The sequence below is a fragment of the Amycolatopsis sp. NPDC004625 genome, assembly GCF_040609695.1.
In the GTDB taxonomy this organism is placed as follows: Bacteria; Actinomycetota; Actinomycetes; order Mycobacteriales; family Pseudonocardiaceae; genus Amycolatopsis.
Genome location: NZ_JBEXKX010000076.1, coordinates 1 through 18,413, shown reverse-complemented (window position 1 = coordinate 18,413; position 18,413 = coordinate 1). Strand labels below are relative to the sequence as shown.

General features: G+C 73.9%; 14 protein-coding genes. 3 read left to right on the top strand and 11 right to left on the bottom strand.

The features are described from left to right. Window positions 1–12 precede the first annotated feature (12 nt). From ABZW17_RS43475 to ABZW17_RS43425, 11 genes are all read right to left on the bottom strand, one after another. Window positions 13–1,260, bottom strand: coding sequence for an MFS transporter (locus tag ABZW17_RS43475; protein ID WP_354827820.1), 1,248 nt, complete (start codon window positions 1,258–1,260; stop codon window positions 13–15). Then, window positions 1,257–2,468 (bottom strand): ATP-grasp domain-containing protein, encoded by a 1,212-nt coding sequence (locus tag ABZW17_RS43470; protein WP_354827817.1) that lies wholly within the window; start codon window positions 2,466–2,468, stop codon window positions 1,257–1,259. The genes ABZW17_RS43475 and ABZW17_RS43470 overlap by 4 nt, the downstream gene beginning before the upstream one ends. A gap of 75 nt (window positions 2,469–2,543) precedes the next feature. Next, window positions 2,544–3,791, bottom strand: a complete 1,248-nt coding sequence (locus tag ABZW17_RS43465; protein ID WP_354827814.1) for an ATP-grasp domain-containing protein — start codon at window positions 3,789–3,791, stop codon at window positions 2,544–2,546. Between the two features lie 7 nt (window positions 3,792–3,798). Then, window positions 3,799–4,395: a disulfide bond formation protein DsbA gene (locus ABZW17_RS43460; RefSeq protein WP_354827811.1), complete on the bottom strand. Its 597-nt coding sequence runs from the start codon at window positions 4,393–4,395 to the stop codon at window positions 3,799–3,801. A 12-nt stretch (window positions 4,396–4,407) separates the two neighbouring features. Then, window positions 4,408–5,457 (bottom strand): branched-chain amino acid aminotransferase, encoded by a 1,050-nt coding sequence (locus tag ABZW17_RS43455; RefSeq protein ID WP_354827808.1) that lies wholly within the window; start codon window positions 5,455–5,457, stop codon window positions 4,408–4,410. Next, window positions 5,454–6,770 carry an adenylosuccinate lyase family protein gene (locus ABZW17_RS43450; RefSeq protein WP_354827805.1) on the bottom strand — a complete coding sequence of 439 codons (1,317 nt, stop codon included), beginning with the start codon at window positions 6,768–6,770 and terminating at the stop codon, window positions 5,454–5,456. The genes ABZW17_RS43455 and ABZW17_RS43450 overlap by 4 nt, the downstream gene beginning before the upstream one ends. Next, entirely contained in the window at window positions 6,767–8,689 is a 1,923-nt protein-coding gene (locus ABZW17_RS43445) for an FAD/NAD(P)-binding protein (protein ID WP_354827803.1), read from the bottom strand. The genes ABZW17_RS43450 and ABZW17_RS43445 overlap by 4 nt, the downstream gene beginning before the upstream one ends. Before the next feature lie 30 nt (window positions 8,690–8,719). Then, window positions 8,720–9,769: a 3-deoxy-7-phosphoheptulonate synthase gene (gene aroF / locus ABZW17_RS43440; RefSeq protein WP_354827800.1), complete on the bottom strand. Its 1,050-nt coding sequence runs from the start codon at window positions 9,767–9,769 to the stop codon at window positions 8,720–8,722. Further along, a complete protein-coding gene (locus ABZW17_RS43435; RefSeq protein WP_354827797.1) occupies window positions 9,766–11,430 on the bottom strand; it encodes a class I adenylate-forming enzyme family protein in 1,665 nt (554 codons plus the stop codon). Before ABZW17_RS43435 ends, aroF begins: the two co-directional genes overlap by 4 nt. Before the next feature lie 180 nt (window positions 11,431–11,610). Further along, window positions 11,611–13,455, bottom strand: a complete 1,845-nt coding sequence (locus ABZW17_RS43430; protein ID WP_354827794.1) for a BTAD domain-containing putative transcriptional regulator — start codon at window positions 13,453–13,455, stop codon at window positions 11,611–11,613. A gap of 237 nt (window positions 13,456–13,692) precedes the next feature. Continuing rightward, complete coding sequence (locus ABZW17_RS43425) at window positions 13,693–14,511, bottom strand: ExsB family transcriptional regulator (RefSeq protein WP_354827791.1); 819 nt, start codon at window positions 14,509–14,511, stop codon at window positions 13,693–13,695. Window positions 14,512–14,708: 197 nt separating this feature from the next. Here ABZW17_RS43425 and larB point away from each other — a divergent pair, with 197 nt between their 5' ends. From larB to ABZW17_RS43410, 3 genes are all read left to right on the top strand, one after another. Then, window positions 14,709–15,407, top strand: coding sequence for a nickel pincer cofactor biosynthesis protein LarB (gene larB / locus ABZW17_RS43420; RefSeq protein WP_354827789.1), 699 nt, complete (start codon window positions 14,709–14,711; stop codon window positions 15,405–15,407). After that, the gene (gene larC, locus ABZW17_RS43415) at window positions 15,404–16,585 is read left to right on the top strand and encodes a nickel pincer cofactor biosynthesis protein LarC (RefSeq protein ID WP_354827786.1); all 1,182 of its coding nucleotides are present in this window, start codon (window positions 15,404–15,406) and stop codon (window positions 16,583–16,585) included. The genes larB and larC overlap by 4 nt, the downstream gene beginning before the upstream one ends. 175 nt (window positions 16,586–16,760) lie before the next feature. Continuing rightward, complete coding sequence (locus ABZW17_RS43410; RefSeq protein WP_354827783.1) at window positions 16,761–18,353, top strand: ABC-F family ATP-binding cassette domain-containing protein; 1,593 nt, start codon at window positions 16,761–16,763, stop codon at window positions 18,351–18,353. Window positions 18,354–18,413: the final 60 nt, after the last annotated feature.

Sequence of the window (18,413 nt, the reverse complement as noted above, 5' to 3'; positions counted from 1 at the left end):
TCCCAGGGGGTTTCAGACGGAGACGGACGCCTCGGCCGGCGCCGGACGGCGGGCCAGGATCACCCGGTACTGCAGGATCACCACGACGCCGAAGAGCAGGTAGATCGCGGCCATGCCCTGCGCGGCCAGCACCGCGCTGAGGCTGATCAGCACGGAGTTGACGACCTGGCCGAACCGGATGTGCAGGTAGTAGGCGGCCAGGTACCGCGGCCGGCCCTCCTCGGGCGCCAGCTCGGCCAGCAGGGCCTGCTGGACCGGCAGGTTCATCAGCTCGCCGACGGTCAGCACGACGACGGCCGCCAGCAGCAGCCAGGCGTCGTTCGTGACGGCGAGGACGGCGAACCCGCCCGCGTACAGCGCGATGCCGGAGTAGAGCCGGGCGCGGTCGGGCATCCGGCGCAGCAGGGTGTTGACCACCAGCGCGAACACCACGACCAGGGCCGTGTTGACCGCCTTGAGGATGCCGAGCATCTGCACGCCGTCGACGGCCCCGAACGGAAACACCGGCTGGACCGGGAAGTGCGTCGAGAGCCGGATGCCGATCGCCGTGCTCAGCTGCCCTTCCAGGGTGAGGATGAGGGTGGCGGCGATGATCAGCCGCCGGAACGTCGAGTCGGCCAGCACGACCTTGTAGCCCTCGGCGAACTGGGCGAGCCCGGTCAGCTTGACGGGCGGCCGGGGCGTTTCCGGTTTCGTCTCCGCCACGAGCGTGACCGTGACGGTGAGGGCGAAGGCCATGGCGACGGCACCGCCGATGATGACCGCGCCGAAGTGCGCGCTGTAGAGGAACGCGCCGAACAGGGCACCCGTGCCGAGCGCGAGGTTGATCATCCAGTAGTTGACCGTGTAGACGAACTTGCGGTCCTCGGGCGGCGTCACGTCGATGATCGTGGCGTCGTTCGCGGGCAGGGCGAGGTTCGTCCCGAACTTGACGATCGCGTAGCTGAAGTAGACGGCCAGGGCGCCCCAGCCGGCGTGGTAGGCGACCGCCATCACCACCAGGAACGTCGTCCCGACGACGTCACCGGTGATCAGCACCGGGCGGCGGCCGTACCGTTCGGACAGGTGGCCGCCGGTCAGCATGCCGAACACCGCGAACACGGCGAACACCAGGATCAGCGCGCCGGCCAGGGCGACGCCGACGTGCGCGGCGAGGTAGATCGCGATGAAGGTGAGGATCATCGCGTCGATCAGCTTGTGGACGAACGCCAGGCCGATCCGCAGCCGGACGTTGCGGTGCAGTGCGAAGAAGTGCCTCATCGGACCTCCACCTCGAGCAGGGCGCGGACGCGGTCGGCGCGGGCCTCGGCCTCGGCGGCGTCCGCGGAGCCGGCGAGGATCACGTGGCCGTGCCGGGTTTTGGAGCTCACCGTCTCCGGGAGGACGTCCCCGGGGGCGAACGGGAAGTGCAGGGTGTGCACGAAGTCCAGCGCGCGTACGGCGTCCGAACCGGACACCCGGGCCAGTGTTCCGGCGGGGAAGGAGAAGTACGCGATGTGCGCGACGGACCCGCCGGGTTCCGGCAACGAGGTGCGCCCGGCGAGGGCGGCGAACATCGCGCGTTTGACGTCGAAGCCGCGGGCGAGCGCGATGAGATCCGGGATCTTGTCGCCGCCGAGCCGGGCCTGCGACTCGACGATCCGGGGCCCGGCCGCGGTCAGGACGACCTCGGTGTGCGCCGGCCCGCACTGGTACCCGGCGGCGTCGAGCAGGTCCACCGCGAGCGCGGCCACCTGCCGCGTCCCGGGCGTTTCCGGTTCGCCGAAGAGGTGACCGCGTTCCACGAAGTGCGGCAGCGGGCCGAGCAGCTTGCGGGTGACGCCGACGACGTGGTGTTCGCCGCGCACGGTCATCGTCTCGACGCTGAACTCGGTGCCCCGCAGGTACTCCTCGACCAGCACGGGCCCGTCGTAGCCGCCGAGTTCGCGGCCCCAGGCGGGCAGCTGCGCCGGGTCGGTGAGCAGCAGCACCCCGCGGCTGGCCGACAACGCGGCCGGCTTGACCACGACCGGCAGCTCGAAGTCCCTGAGCAGGTCGGCAACCCCGGTCCAGTGGTCCGCGGCGGCGAACCGGACCGTCGAAATGCCCTTGTCCCGCAGGAGGGTACGCATCGCGAGCTTGTCGTTGAGCAGGGCGATCGACCGCGGCGAGTTGACGGCTTTCCCGAGCTCGTCGGCGACGTCGTAGGCGAGCAGCATGCTTTCCTCGCTGCCGACGTGCCACACGTGGTCGGCCCGGGTTTCGCGGGCCGCGGCCCGGATCGCGTCGGCGTAGCCCGCCCGGTCGGCGAAGTCGACCAGGCGGAAGCCGTCGGCGAGCGCCTCGACCTGCCGGAGGTACTCCGGGGCGCCGGCGCCGAAGAGCCGGCGGGCCTCGGCGGCGTCCCAGAGCGCGGTGACCCGGAACCCTTCCGCCCGCGCCTTCGCCAGGTACGCCTGGTACGGCATGACCATGACCAGGTTCGCCATCTCGATCCTCCTCCTCGCCCGTCCGCGACCAGCCTCGCCGACGCGGCCATCGGCGGGACATCGGACGCGCATCCGTCAGTCCCGGCGGGTGGTCACCACGATCTGCTGCGCCGCCGCCTCGGCGATCCGGCCGGCCAGGTACGGGCCGGACGCCGTCGCCAGGACGTGCCCGAACCGGTCTTCGTTGACCCGCAACGGTTCGACGCGGCCGCCGGGCTCGACGGACACCACCGCCTCGCACACGCCCGGCACCGCGGCGGCGATCTCCAGCCCGGTCACGCTCTCCACGACCCCGGGCTCCGCGGTCAGGTACCGGATCGCCGCGCCGCCGACCGGCGCGGGCAGGTCCGGGACCGGCTCGCCGAGGGACTGGCGGATCAGCAGCGCCATCGTGGACCGCCGGAAGCTGCGGTCCATCAGCTCGGTGATCCGCGCCCCGCCCGGGCGCGGGTTGAGCTCGACCAGCTTCGGGCCGTCCGCGGTGTACTTGACCTCGACGTGCGCGAGGCCGAGGTCGAAGCCGACCGCGGTGGTCGCGGCCACCGCGGCCGCCTCCAGGTCCCGGCGGACGTCGTCCGGCAGGGCCGTCGGGAAGCTGTGTCCGAGCTCGACGAACCGGTTGTGGCCGCCGACGATCTTGTCGGTCACGCCGAGCACGCGGACGCCGCCGGGGCCGGCCAGCACCTCCACGCTGACCTCGAACCCGACCAGGCACTCCTCGACGAGCACCTCGGCCGCCCTGGCCTGCCCGCGCCGGTTGGCCGGCTCCGCGCGGATGGCGGCGAAGGCGGCCACCACCGCCCCCGGTGTGGTGCACCGGACGACGTGCGTCCCGCTGGTCTCGTCGACCGCCTTGACCACGCACGGCCAGCCGACTTCGCCCGCCGCCCGCACCGCGTCGGCGATCGTGGTGACCACGCGGAACGCCGGGCCCGGCACCCCGCGCTCGGCCCACCGCAGCCGCTGGGCGGCCTTGTTGCGGGCGAGCCGGACCGCGGCCGGGTCCGGGCCGGGCAGGCCGAGCTGCCGGGCCGCCTCCGCGGTCTGCACCACCTCGTACTCGGCCACCGAAAGCAGGGCGTCCAGCGGCTGCCGCGCGTCGGCCGCCTTGACCGCGGCCAGCAACGGTTCCAGCTCGTGGGTCGGGCAGGACACGAACTCGTCGACGCAGTTCGCCAGCACCTCGGTGCCGCCCGGCGTGGCGTGGTAGCGCGCCAGCCCGGAACTGAAGAAGGTGACGTGCAGGCCCAGCGCGCGGGCCGCGCGCAGGGCGTCGAACCCGGAGCCGGCCCGGTTCGACTCGACGAACCCGATGCGTTTCATCGTTTCCTCACTCGTAGTTCAGGCCGGGCGTGCGCGAGCGCTTGAGCTCGAAGAAGTGCGGGTTGCGGGCGAGCGCCGCGGCCCCGTCGAAGAGCTGTGCCGCCTCCTCGCCCCGGGGGATCGCGTTGAGCACCGGGCCGAAGAAGCCGACGCCGTCGAGGTGGATCGCCGGGGTGCCGAGGTCCGCGCCGACCGGGGCCAGCGCTTCGGCGTGGCTCTTGCGCAGAGCTTCGTCGTAGTCCGTGCTGCCGGCCGCGTCCGCGAGCGACGCCGGCAGCCCGACCTCGGCCAGCGCCTGCGCGACGACCTCGGGGAAGTCCTTGTTCCGTCCCTTGTGGATCCGGGTGCCGAGCGCGGTGTAGAGGTCGCGCAGCACCTCCTCGCCGTGGTGCTGCGCCGCGGCGACGCAGACCCGGACCGGGCCCCAGGCGCGGTCGCAGAACTCGCGGTACCACGGCTCGAGTTCGCGGTCCTCGTTCAGCACGCCGAGGCTCATCACGCGGAACCGCAGGGTGATGTCCCGCCGCGGCTCGACCTCGAGGATCCACCGCGAGGTGATCCAGGCGAACGGACAGGCGGGATCGAAGTAGAAGTCGACCTTCACGGGGAGTTCCTCTCAGACGGTGTGCAGCCAGCCGAAGTCGTCGGGAGCGTGGCCGTGGTGGATGTCCAGCAGCGCGCTCAGCAGGCGGCGGGTGACCGGGCCGGTGCCGCCGTCGCCGATCGCCCACTCCCCGCCGGGGGTGACGGCGTGCCCGACCGGGGTGACGACCCGGGCGGTGCCGCAGGCGAACGTCTCGGTGATCCGGCCGTCCCGGCAGCCGCGTTCCCAGCCTTCGAGCGTCACGGGTTCCTCGGCGACGGCCAGCCCGAGCCGGCCGGCGAGCCGCAGGATCGAGTCGCGCGTGATGCCGGCCAGCAGCGTGCCGCTCAGCGGCGGGGTGACGAGCCGGTCGCCTTCGACGAAGAACAGGTTGGACCCGCCGACTTCCTCGACGTACCGGCGTTCCCGCGCGTCCAGCCAGACGACCTGGTGACAGCCGTGCGCGGTGGCCTCCCGCTGGGCGAGGTAGGAGCCGCCGTAGTTGCCGCCGCACTTGATCGTGCCGGTGCCGCCGTCGGCGGCGCGGACGTACTCCGGCGACGCCCACAGCCGGATCGGGGCCGGTTCGGCGGAAGCGGGCCGGGCGGGGCTGCCGATGACGGCGAACAGGTACTCCTCGGCGGGCCGGTTCGACAGGTGCGTCTCGGCGGCGATCATGAACGGCCGCAGGTAGAAGCTGTGGCCGCGGGCCTGCGGCACCCACTCGCGGTCGATGCGGGTCAGCGCGGTCACGGCGGCGAGGAAGTCCGCCTCCGCCAGCTCGGGCATGGCCATCCGGCGGGCCGACCGCGCGAACCGGCGGGCGTGGTCGCCGGGCCGGAAGAGCACGTGCCGCCCCTCCGGGCGCCAGAACGCCTTCAGCCCTTCGAAGATCGTCTGTCCGTAGTGGAACGCCATGGTGGCCGGGTGCAGGGTGAACGCGGTGAGCGGGCCGGTGCGGACGTCGTGCCAGCCCGCCTCGGCGGTCCACCGGGCGGTGACCATGTGGTCGGACCAGAGCGAGCCGAAGCCGGGCATGCGCAGCAGCGCTTCCCGTTCCTCGGCAGGCAGGGGCGCGGTCATCGGCTCTCCTTCACGACGTCGTAGCGGGCCAGCGCCCGGTCGGCCAGCGGGCCCGCCAACCCGGTGTAGGCGGCCGGATCGAACACGCCGGGCGGGAGGTCCACGTCGAGCACCTCGGCCAGTTCGCGGCCTCCGGCCCCGGCGGTGGCTTCGGCCAGCAGCCGTTTGGCGGCCGCCTTGCCCAGCGTCGGCGCGAGCACGGCGTTCACCCGCTCCGACACGATCGCGCCGCGGGTGAGCCGCAGGTTCGCCGCCATCGCCGCCGGGGAGACCCGCAGTGACGCCGCCAGGCACGCCGCGTTGGCCGCCGCACCGGCCGCGATGCGCAGGGCGTCCCGCAGCGGCTGCCACTCCGCGTGCCAGGCGCCCGCGGACCGCTCGTCCTCGGCGGCCATCGACCCGAACAGCACGACGGCGAGCGGCGGCAGCTGGCGGGCCGCCGTCGCCACCAGCGTCGAGAACACCGGGTTGTGCTTCTGCGGCATCGCCGAAGAGGCGCCCCGGCCCGGCGCCGGAGCCTCGGTGACTTCGCCGATCTCGGTGCGGGAGAGCACGAGGACGTCGGCGGCGATCTTGCCGAGCGCCCCGGTGGTGACCAGCAGCGCGGCGGCGACGTCGGCGATCGGCGTCCGGACGCCGTGCCACGGCAGTTCCTGCGGCGCCAGGCCCAGCCGCCGCGCGACCAGGTCCGGCAGCCGCAGCGCCGCCTCGGCGGAGCCGTACTCCTGGTACGCGGCCAGGGTCCCGGCCGCGCCGCCGAGTGACACCGGGAGCGAGACCCGGCGCACGCGCTCGACGGCGTCGAGCAGACCGTGCAGCCAGGTCGCCGCCTTGAGCCCGAAGGTGACCGGCACGGCGTGCTGGGTCAGCGTGCGCCCGGCCATCGGCGTGTCCCGGTGGGCGCGGACGTGCCCGGCCAGGCTCCCGGCGGTCTTCTGCAGGTCCCGGACGATTTGGTCCAAAGTGGACCGGCAGAGCAGCATCAAAGCGGTGTCCAGGATGTCCTGGCTGGTGCTGCCCCGGTGCACGTACTCGGCGGCGCCGGGGTCGACGGCCGCGGTGAGCCCGGCGACGAACGCCACCACCGGGTTCGCCGTCTCGCGCACGCCCGCGGCCAGCGCGGCGGGGTCCAGGTGCTCCGGCACGGCGGCCGCACGGATCGCCGCGGCCGCCGAAGCGGGGATGACCCCCAGTTCGGCCTGCGCCTCGGCGAGAGCGACCTCGGTGGCGAGCATCGCGGTCAGCAGCGCGCGGTCGTCGACGAGCGCCTCGGCCCCCGTCCCGGCCCACGCCGGCGCCAGCACCCCGCTCATGCCGCCCTCCCCGTGTCGACGTCCGCCGCGACCTGCAGGCACGAGCGCGCGATGGCGTCGGCGTCGCCGAGGATCACCGAATCGACGCCCGGGCGGATGCCGGCCGCGGTCACCCAGTGCACCGCCTCGGTCGGCACGCCGAACGCGAACCGCCGCGGATGGGGCCGGTTGCGCGCGTCCAGCACGTGGTACGGCCGCCGGGTCACCGCCAGGCCGCCGGTGACGTACTCCCCGATGCGGTACGGGCGGCCTTCCCCGCGGGCGAGCAGGGCCCGCAGCAGCGGGTCGGTCGTGCGCCGCAGGTCGGTGTCCGGCAGGCGGGCCTCGATCAGCGTGGCCGCGGGCACGGTGACGTCCGGGCACGCCGCCGACCACGCCACGAACCGGCCGCCGGTGCCCTCGACCCGCAGGTCCGGGCCGAGCACCTCGAGCACCCCGGCGTCCAGCAGCGCGCCGAACTGCTCGACGCGCTCGGCGGGCGGCCCGATCGACAGGAACGCGTTGAGCGGCATGTACCAGCGCTGCAGGTCGTCGCGGTAGGAGCGGCCGGAGATCCCGCCGTGGTCGACGACCAGCCGGATCTCGTTGCGGAGGTCGCGCAGGACGTCCGTCGCCGCCTTGAACGGCCCGGTCACGTTGCCCTTCGCCGCCTCCGTCAGCTCACTGTCCACAAGGGACCGCAACCGGCGGCGGAACGCCAGTGTCGACACGAGGTCGCCGCCGGAGTACGGGTTCGCGACGGCGCGCCAGTCCCAGTTCTCTTCGAGGCCGAACTTGGCCAGGACGATCCGCTGCGCCTCGGTTTCCCGGACGTGCAGCGGATCGCCGGTGACGTCGGCGGGTCCCGCGGCCGCGAACGCCTCGGTGAACTCGCCGGCGTCACAGGCGCACCCCCGCGCCCGCACCTGGGCCGCGTAGAAGACCGTGCGGACCTCGTGGTCGATCAGCGGCCAGACGTCCCGGCGGAAGTCCCCGCCCTCGCGCAGCCGCTCGATGACCGCGGGCGTGAGGTACCGCGGTTCGTGGCGGCCGAAGGCGCCCTTCTCGTTGCGGGCCCGGGCCTGGTACGGGACACCCCGCCGCGAGCCGGCGACCAGCCGGGGTTCCCGGCCGGACGGGACGTAGGTCAGCGCGCCCGTGGGCGTCCGGGTGAACGCGCCGCCGCGGCCGAGGGTCAGCAGGGCCAGGTGGTCGAAGAAGTTCAGGCCCATCCCCCGCAGCAGCACCGGCTCGCCGGGCGCGGCGTCGCTCGGCGGCGCGTCGGCCGGGTTGCCCGGGGCCAGGTACCGCAGGCCGTGCTCGTCCGCGTACCGGCTCAGCTCGGTTTCGGCCGGGCCGAGCGCGTGCGGCAGGTGCCCGAGGGCGAGCACGACGGCGTCGAGACCGCCGAGCACGGTGCCGTCGTCCAGCACCACCTCCTGCCGGCCGGCCCCGGTGTCCCGGACGTCGACGGCCCGGGCCTGGTGCTCCGCGAACCGCAGCGACGGCGGCGCGATCCGGGTGAGCCGCCGTCGCGTCCAGCGCAGGTAGCTGCCGAAGAACGCCCGGGACGGGTAGTCGTCGGGGCCGAGGGACTCGGCTTCGGCCCGGACGACGGCCGGCACGTGCGGGGTGCCGAGCAGGGCGATCGACCGCGCCCACTCGTACAGGCTCGGGCCGGGCACGACCGGGCCCGCGCAGCCGACGCTCTCGTCGACGAACATGGTCACCTGGCAGGCGACGGTGTTCATCAGCAGCAGGCGGTCCTGCGTGCCCCGCCACACCCGGCCGCCCTCGGCCAGGTGCGGATCGACGAGGTGGACGACGACCCGGCGACCGGGCGGCCCGAGCTCGGCGGCGTTGGCGCACAAGCGCTCCGCCACCGACAACCCGCGCGGGCCGAGCCCGACCACGGCGATCTCCGACGTCTCACCGGACACCGAACCCCCATTCCCCGGCCGCGTGGGCCCTCAGCGTTCCTGCAGGCTTCGGCCCAGCCCGGCCGCCGCCTCGGCGAGGCGGGTCATCAGCCCGGCGAACTGCTCCGGCCGCAACGCCTGGTTCGCGTCGCACAGCGCCTGTTCCGGCTGGACGTGGACGTCGATCAGCAGGGCGTCCGCGCCCGCCGCGACCGCCGCGAGCGAGAGCGGCTCGACCAGTTCCGGGCGGCCGCCGGAGTGGCTCGGGTCCACGATGACCGGCAGGTGCGTGTGCTGCTTCCACTGCGCCACCGCCGTCAGGTCGAGGGTGAACCGCGCCGACGGCTCGAACGTGCGGATGCCGCGCTCGCACAGCACCACCTGGTCGTTGCCCTCCAGCAGGAGGTACTCGCCGGCGGCGAGGGTCTCCTCGACGGTGCAGCCGAACCCGCGCTTGAGCACCACCGGCAGGCCGGTCTGGCCGACCGCGCTCAGCAGCGCGAAGTTCTGCATGTTCCGCGCGCCGACCTGGAAGCCGTCGACCACCTCGGCCAGCCGTTTGACGTGCTCGGGGTCGACGACCTCGGTGACGAACGGCAGGCCGGTCCGCCGCCGGGCCTCGACGAGCAGGTCCAGCCCGCCGAACCCGAGGCCCTGGAACGAATGCGGCGAGGTGCGCGGCTTGAACACCCCGCCCCGCAGCGCGACGGCCCCGTGCTCGGCGACGAGCTCCGCGGTGGCCGTCATCTGCTCCGGCGTCTCGACCGCGCACGGCCCGGCGATCACCGCCACCGAGCCGTCGCCGATCGTGGCCGGTCCGAGCGTCACCCGGGTCCCGGCGGGCCGCAGCGGACGGCCGCCCAGCCACGCCGCGCCGCCGCGCACCACCTGCCGGGTCGGGGCCGGCAGGTGGGGTGCCGCGGCGAGCAGGTCCGCGCTGTCCGCTCCGGACACCGGCAGCACGTGGCTGGCACCCAGCCGGTACACCCGCGTCGGCGCGCCCGAAAAGCTCAGGTGGCGCAGCCAGCCGTCGACGTCGGCACGGGTCACGGTTTCGTCGAACACGAGCAGCAGGTCCTGCCGCGCTTCCGCGGCGGTCATGCGAGGGCGTCGATCGTCGCGAGGGTCGGGCCCCGGCGGTCCCGGACGTGCCCGGCGAGGTCGCGGTACTTGTCCCGCAGGTAGCGCTTGAGGGACTTGCCGGTGACGCCGAGCGGGAAGTCCTCTTCGCCGGCGGCCACCTCGACCACGGCCAGCTCGGGTTTGCCGTGCGCGCGCAGGACTTCGTTGGCCGCGAACAGCACCTTCTCCGCGTCCACGCCGTCCCCGGTCACGACGGCGACGGCGACCTCCTCGCCCTCGTGGTGCCCGGCCACCACCGTGCAGTCCTCGACCCCGGCGACCTCGTTGAGGATGAGTTCCTCCAGCTGCACCGAATAGCCGGGCCCGGCGGCGGTGTGCACCACGTCCACCACGCGGTCGACCTGGTAGAAGTTGCCCTCCTCGTCGCGGTAGGCGACGTCGCCGGTGAGCCAGTAGCCGGCCAGCTTGCTGCGGTAGTAGGTGTCCTGGTTGCCCCAGTAGCCGACGGTCATGGACGGCGGCTTGGCGCCGAGCAGGCCGAATTCGTACGGCTCGGCGAGTGTGCCGTTCTCCCGCACGATGGCGACTTCGGCGAAGCCCACCGACTTGCCGACGCAGCGGTCGTTGCGCTCGGTGGCGAGGGTGCGGGGCTGCATGAGCACGCCCCAGCCCAGCTCGGTGGTGCCGAGCCGGTCCAGGAACGCGGCGGGCGGCCGCTCCGGCGACCGGCGGCCCAGGATCTCCTTCAGGTGCCGCTCGTGGATCGCGTCCGCCATCGACACCCAGATGTTCACCGAGTCCAGCGCGCCCGCGGGCGTCTCGATGGCGGCGAGCTCCGGGTAGGCGTGCCCGAACGCCATCACCATGGTCGGCTCGTGCGCCTCGACGGCGTGGGCGAGCTCCGCCCCGGAGACGTCCCGCCAGACGACCATCGGCTGCCCGCCGAGCACGGTGTAGGCGTTGAACGACACACACCCCTGGTGCGACTGCGGGAGCGCGTTGAGGATGACGGCGTGCGGCTCTTCCCGGTAGTTGACGGCCCGCCACTTCGGACCGTCCAAAATGGTCTTGTGGGTGTGGATGACCGGCTTCGGCAGCCCGGTCGTGCCCGAGGAGTGCATCAGGCCGACGGGGTCGTCGGGGTGGTGCCGGAACCGGTCGGCGTCACCCAGGACGGCCGGCGGCGGCCCGTCCTGCCGGGTCTCGACCCACTTCAGGTTCAGCCGGTCGAGGTCGCCGGCGATCCGGGCGAGCCGTTCGTCGTCGGTGTAGAGGCCGATGGCCCCGCTGCGCTCGATGAGGGCAACCGCGCTGTCCCGCTTCGCGTTGCTGTTGATCAGCATCGAGATCGCGCCGATCTGCGCCAGCGCCGAGAGGTGGATGAAGTACTGGATGGAGTCGGGCGGGAAGACCGCGACCCGGTCACGCGGCCGCACCCCGCGCTCCAGGTACCAGACCGACCAGCTCTGCACGAGGTGGTCGAGGTCGCGGAGGCTGAACTCGGTCCGCGTTTCCCCGCCGGTGTAGGGGATCGGCGTCAGGGAGTGGATGAACGGCTCGTCCGGGCACGGGTTGAGTTCGAGCATGGCGGGCAGCAGGTTCCCGCCCCCGATCGCCGGGTCCTCGAGGACCTGGGCCCGCAGCTCGGGACTCAGGACGGTGCGGTGCGTGAACTCCATGGCATCACTTTCCGGTGCGGTTCGCGGACGGCGCTGGGACCGGGGTCCGGCTCCACCCCCGAGCCTGCCCGCCGCGGCCATCGGCGCGGCCTCCCCGGCGCATCGGCGCTGCATCGGCGGGCCCGTGGCACGAAAAAACCGGCCTCCGCCCCCGGAAGCCGGTCCGCCCGCCGCTCGCGCTCAGCCCAGCCGGCACTCCACTTTGGACACCGCGGGCAGCGTGGTGCGGCCGAACTTCGTCAGCAGGCCGTCTTCGCGGTCCGGGTCGTCGGCCTTCGTGCGCGCGTGCTCCTGGACCAGGTCGTGGAAGTGGTAGCGTCCGGCGGCCCGCTGGCGCAGCAGGTGGGCGTCGAAGAGCTCCTCCAGCAGCCGCTCCGCCTCCGGCACCGGCTGGTCCAGCAGCAGGGCCGCGGTGCCCGCGTCGAACTCCTCGCCGGGGTGCGCGGTGCAGCCCAGGACGCGCAGCAGCCGGCGTTGCCCGGCCGAGAGGTCCCGGTACGACACCTCGAACTGCGAAGCCACGCTGCGGTCGCCCAGGCGCAGCTCGGCGAGCCGGCCCGCCGGGTCGCGCAGCCGGAACACCAGGTCCTCCAGCGACCACGCGGGCCGGTTGTGGAACCGCCAGGCGGCGATCCCCACCGCCAGCGGCAGGTACCCGCACAGCGCCACCACCTCGGCGACCGCGTCCGGGCGGTGCGCCGTCCGGTCGGCGCCCGCGACGCGGGTGAACAGGGCCGCCGCGTCCCGTGCCGGGAAGACGTCGAGCGAGCGGGACGTCACCCCGTCCAGGCCGGCCAGCCGCCGCCGGCTGGTGATGATCACCTGGGCCTTGCCGGTGCCCGGCAGCAGCGGGCGGACCTGGCCGGCGTCGAGGGCGTTGTCCAGCACCACGAGCACCCGCCGCTCGGCGACCTCCGCCCGCCAGCGCGCGGCGCGCTGCCCGGTGTCGCGGGGGATCTGCGCCGGCGCCAGCCCGAAGTCCAGCAGCAGCCGCTCCAGCGCGGCCCCCGGTTCCAGGGGTTCCTGACCGGCGGTGTGCCCGTGCAGGTCGACGAACAGGTGGCCCTCGGGGAAGTTCTGCGCCAGCTGGTGAGCGAGCCGCACGGCCACCGTCGTCTTCCCGACGCCGGCCATGCCGTCGAGGGCGACGATGCTCAGCGCGGTCCCGGCCGGCCGGCAGCCGGTCAGGAACCGCAGTTCGTCGGCCCGGCCGGTGAAGTGGGCGGTGTCGTAGGGCAGGAAGGACCGGCCACCGGACGCGGTTTCCGCCGGCGCCGCCGGTTCGCGGCGGGGCAGGTCGTCGCGCAGGATCCGCTCGTAGAGCTCGCGCAGGCACGCGCCGGGGTCGACGCCGAGTTCGTCCCGCAGCAGCCGGCGGCCCTGCTCGTAGGTGGTGAGCGCGTCGGCCGTGCGGCCGCACCGGTGCAGGGCGAGCATCAGCAGCTTGCGGGTCTCCTCGCGCAGCGGGTGCCGCGACACGAGCTCGCCCAGCTGCCCCACCACCGCCGCCGCGTCACCGCCGTCCAGCCGCAGCCCGATGAGCCGTTCGGTCGCGGACAACCGGTTCTCCTCGAACCGCGCGGCGACGATCTCGAACACCGGGCTGTTGAGCCCCGACAGCGCCGGCCCGTCCCACAGGCCGAGCGCCGCCTCCAGCAGTTCCACGGCCGCCGCCGGGCGCCCGGTCGCGGCCGCCGCCGAGGCCGCGGCGACCATCGTGGTGAACCGGTGGGCGTCGACGTCCTGCGCGGTCACGGTGATGCGGTACCCGGGACCGTCCTTGACGACGATGTGCTTGGCCGCCCCGAAGCTGCGCCGCAGCGCGGCGACGGCGTTGTGCAGCTGGCGGCGGGCCGTCACCGGCGGCTCGTCGTCCCACATGGCTTCGAGCAGCCGGTCGGCACTGACCACCTTGTCGGCGTCGAGCAGCAGCATCACCAGGAGCCGCTGCTGGCGCAGGCCGCCGAGGTCCACCCGCTGCCCGTCGTGCTGGACCCGCAGGGTGCCGAGCAACTTGAAGTACACTTCCGCTCCTCCCCACCGTACGCGCACGGCTACCGTTCGCAGCGCCTTCGCACGGACTGTAGGAACATAGCCGAAAAATAGCCAACGCAAAACGAAGAAAGCACGATGGCGATTTGACGGCGGCCATTCGGACGCGAATAGCGATCACCCGATACCGGTCCGCGTACCCGACATTTCTCCCACTCCGCGAGACGGCGGCAAAAATGACCACAGAAGTCACGGAAAATGAGCGGCCGACTACCGAGGCGGAGTGAGCGCGGGCGCGCGGTAGAGCGCAATCGCGCCTTGACCGGACAACCCGAGCGCGCCCAGTTCGGTGACCAGAGCCGCGGCGAGCCCCGCTCCGACGGCCGCGTGCGCCGGGGCGTCGAGCTCCACCCGGAACCCCGTGCCCAGGAGGCGGACCCGCACGTCCCGCGGGCGGATCCCGGCCTCGGCCAGCCGCGCGCGCACCGCCATCTCGGCGCGTTCCACCAGGTTCAGCCGGCCGATCGAGACGGGCACCCCGACCGAGATGCGCGAGGCCAGGCAGGGGGCCGACGGCTTGTCCGCCACGGGCAGCGACCAGGCGGCGGCCAGCGCCCGGACGTCGCTCTTGCCCAGCCCGGCCGCGGCCAGCGGCTCGACGATCCGCAGCTCACGGGCGGCACGCAGGCCGGGGCGGTGCAGGGCCCGGTGGTCGTCGGCGTGCGTTCCGGTCGCCACGTGCGCGTACCCGCGCCGGTGCGCGAGGCCGCCGATCGCGGTCAGCACCGACTGCTTGCAGAAGTAGCAGCGGTCGCCCGCGTTGTCCCGGTAGCCGGGCACCGCCAGCTCGGTGCCGGGCACCTCGGCCAGCTCGACCCCGAGGCCGGCCGCGATTCCCCGCGCGGCACCGAGTTCCGCGCGGGCGAGGCTCGGCGAGTCGGCGATCGCCGCCAGCACGCGGCCGGCCGGCAGCGCCCGCACGGCCGCGGCCAGCACGACCGCCGAGTCGACACCGCCGGAGAACGCGACAGCCACGCTGCCCAGCGAGCGGACCCCGGCCAGCAGCCGATCTTCGATTCCGGCGCGCATTACGGCATTCCCGCTGGTCGCATCGTGACGTTGCTCCGGTTCGGCCGTGAAAAATGCACGTGTCCTCCGCTCGGCGGCTCCTCGGCGTGCGGTAAGTCGAGCGCGCCGGTTCTCCCGAGTCAACCCATTGCCGTATTCGTGCGGCATCCCCCGCGGAACGTTTACACCGGCCGCGGGCGCTCACTAACGTGTCGGCCGTGGTATCGACAGAGGGAACGACGACCGCCGCCACGGCGGATCTCGGATTCGCCCGGCTGGACCTCGACCGGGCCGCCCGCACCGGCGATCCGGAGGTGGTGTTCGGCGCGGGGAAGACACCGGCGCAGATCGGCGCGGCGCTCGCGCGGCTGCACCAGGCCCACCCGGGCCGGGCCGTGCTCGCCACCCGCGTCGGCGAAGAGGCGCGGGCGCGGTGCCGGGAAACCCTGCCGGGAGCGGACATCGACGACGCGGGCCGCACGGTGACGCTCGGGCCGCGGCCCGCGCCGCGCGGCCGGGTGGCCGTGGTGTGCGCGGGCACCTCGGACCTGCCCGTCGCCCGGGAATGCGCCACGACGGTCGCGGTCTTCGGCGCGGAACCGGACCTCGTCGTCGACGTCGGGGTGGCCGGGCTGCACCGGCTGCTGGCCGAACGCGACCGGATCGCCGCCGCCGACGCCGTCGTGGCGATCGCCGGGATGGAGGCGGCGCTGCCGACCGTCCTCGGTGGACTGTGCGGCACGCCGCTGATCGCGGTGCCGACGAGCGTCGGCTACGGCTGGCACCTCGACGGGCTGACCGCGTTCCTGACCATGCTCAACAGCTGCGCGCCCGGCGTGGTGACGGTCAACATCGACAACGGCTTCGGCGCGGGCGTCGCCGCCGCGCGGGTCGCCCGGCAGTCGGTGGCGCCGTGACGATCGGGTGGATCGACGCCGGGAACGGGTGCGCCGGTGACATGCTGCTGGCCGCGCTGGTCGACGCGGGCGCGGACTTCGACAGCGTCCTCGCCGGACTGGCGCGGCTGCGCCTCGACGACGTCCGGCTCACCGGGCAGGTGGTGCGGCGGCACGGGCTGCGCGCGCGGCAGGTCGTCGTCGAGGCGCCGGAGACGCGGCACGCCCGGCACCTGCCGGAAATCCTGGAGCTGATCGGGAGCGCCGGGTTGCCGGCCACGGCGGAGCGGTTCGCCACCGACGTGTTCGGCCGGCTGGCCGAGGCGGAGGCGGCCGTGCACGGCATCGAGCCGGCGCGGGTGCACTTCCACGAGGTGGGCGCGCTCGACGCCATCGTCGACATCGTGGGCTGCGCACTCGGGCTGGACGCGCTGGGCCTGCTGGCCGCGCCGGTCACGGTGTCGCCGATCGCCGTCGGCGGCGGCACGGTGACCGCCGCGCACGGCCGGCTGACCGTGCCCCCGCCCGCGGTCCTGGAACTGCTCACCGCCGCGGGCGCCCCGGTGGCCGCGCACCCGGCCGCCCGCGAGCTGTGCACGCCGACCGGCGCCGCCCTGCTCGTGACGCTGGCCGCCGGCTACGGCCCGATGCCGGCGTGCGTGCCGGTGCGGGTGGGCGTCGGCGCGGGCACCGCCGACCCGCCCGGCCATGCGAACGTCGTCCGCGTGGTCGTCGGCTCGGCCGCGGCACCGGCGCCGGCGTGGGTGTCCACCGCGATGACGGTGGTCGAGACCACGGTGGACGACCTCGATCCCCGGCTGTGGCCGGAAATCCTGGCCACCCTGCGCGGCGCGGGCGCGGCCGACGCCTGGTGCACCCCGGTGACGGCCCCGAAGGGCCGCCCCGGCGTGGTCCTCACGGCGCTGTCGGCGGACGACCGCGTCGACGGCGTCTGCGCGGCGATCTTCGCCCACACGTCGACGCTGGGGGTCCGCCTGTCCCCCGTCGAACGGCGGGCGCTGCCGCGGGACAGCGTCACGGTGGACTACCGCGGGACGCCGGTCAGCGTGAAGCGGGGGTACCTGAACGGTGAAGTGGTGACGACCCAGCCGGAGTACGAGGAAGTCAAGGCGGCCGCGGAAGCGAGCGGGCAGCCGCTGCGCCGGGTGCTGGACGAGGTGCGCGCGGCCGCGCTGTGACACCGCGCCTCGAACGCGCTATCTTCGAAGCGAAGATCCCTTTCGGAGGAGCGCAGTCGTGGCAGGTGACGTCGACATCTCCGGGTAGCTCCGGAGTCCGCAGGCCCCCGGCCGAGCCGGTGCGGGCCGCTGTCGACGTCCCCTTTTCGCCTTTCACCCCATCGAGGTCTTCGCCATGTCCGAAATCGTGCTGTCCGGCCTGTCCTTCTCCTGGCCGGACGACACCCCCGTCTTCGACCACCTGTCCGCCACGGTCCCGGCCGGCCGCACCGGTCTCGTCGCCCCGAACGGCTCCGGCAAGACGACCCTGCTGAAGCTGGTCGCCGGGGTGCTGAAGCCGTCCGGCGGCAGCGTCGGCGTCGACGGCCTGCTCGGCTACCTCCCGCAGGACCTGCCGCTGAGCGGGGAGCCGTCCGTCGCCGAAATCCTCGGGATCGCGCCGGTGCTGCGCGCGCTCGCCGCCGTCGAATCCGGCGACGTCGCCGAGGCGCACTTCACCACCATCGGCACCGACTGGGACATCGAGGAACGCACCCGCGCCCAGCTCGACCGGCTCGGCCTGGCCGGGCTCGCGCTCGACCGCACGCTGGGCACGCTCAGCGGCGGCCAGATCGTGTCCCTCGGGCTCGCCGCGCAACTGCTGAAGCGCCCGGACGTACTGCTGCTGGACGAACCCACCAACAACCTGGACCTCGACGCGCGCCGGAAGCTCTACGCCGTGCTCGACGACTGGCCCGGCTGCCTGCTGGTGGTCAGCCACGACCGCGCGCTGCTCGACCGGGTGGACCGGATCGCCGAGCTCGACCGCGGCGAAATCCGGTTCCACGGCGGGAACTTCACCGCCTACGAAGAAGCCGTCCGGGCTGCGCGCGAAGTCGCCGAGAAGAACATCCGCAGCGCCGAACAGGAGGTCAAGCGCGAGAAGCGGGAGATGCAGCAGGCCCGCGAGCGCGCCGCCCGCCGCGCGAGCACCGCGTCGCGCAACCTCGGCAACGCCGGGCTGCCCAAGATCTTCGCGGGCACGATGAAGCGCAACGCCCAGGAGTCGGCGGCCAAGGCGGACGGCACGCACGCGGCCCGCGTCGGCGCGGCGAAGGCCAAACTGGACCAGGCCGAGCGGGAACTGCGCACCGAGCAGAAGATCAGCCTGCAGCTGCCGCAGACGGAGGTCCCGGCGGGCCGCACGCTGTTCCTCGGCGAGGGCTTGCGGGTGCGGAACCTCTTCGGCGACGGCGTCGACCTGGCGATCCGCGGCCCGGAGCGGATCGCGCTCACCGGCCCGAACGGCGCCGGGAAGTCGACGCTGCTGCGGCTCGTGGCCGGGTTGGCGGAGCCGTCCGCCGGCACCGTCACCCGCGCCGAGGGCCGGATCGCGTTCCTGTCCCAGCGGCTCGACCTGCCGGCCGGCGACCGCAGCGTCGCCGAGAACCTGGCGGCGGCCGCCCCGGCGCTGCCGGCGGCGCAGCGGATGAACCTGCTGGCCCGCTTCCTGTTCCGCGGTTCCCGGGTGCACCGGCCGGTCGGCGTGCTGTCCGGCGGGGAACGGCTGCGCGCCACGCTCGCCTGTGTCCTGTTCGCGGAACCGGCGCCGCAGCTGCTGTTGCTGGACGAACCGACGAACAACCTGGACCTGGTCAGCACGGCCCAGCTGGAGAGCGCCCTGACGGCGTACCGCGGCGCGTTCGTGGTGGTGAGCCACGACGAGCGATTCCTCACGGAGATCGGCATCGACCGCCGCCTGCACCTGGCGGACGGCCACCTGCGCTGAACCCCCTGCCGCAGCTGGTCGTGAGTGGTAAGGCGGGTTAGAACCCGCCTTACCACTCAC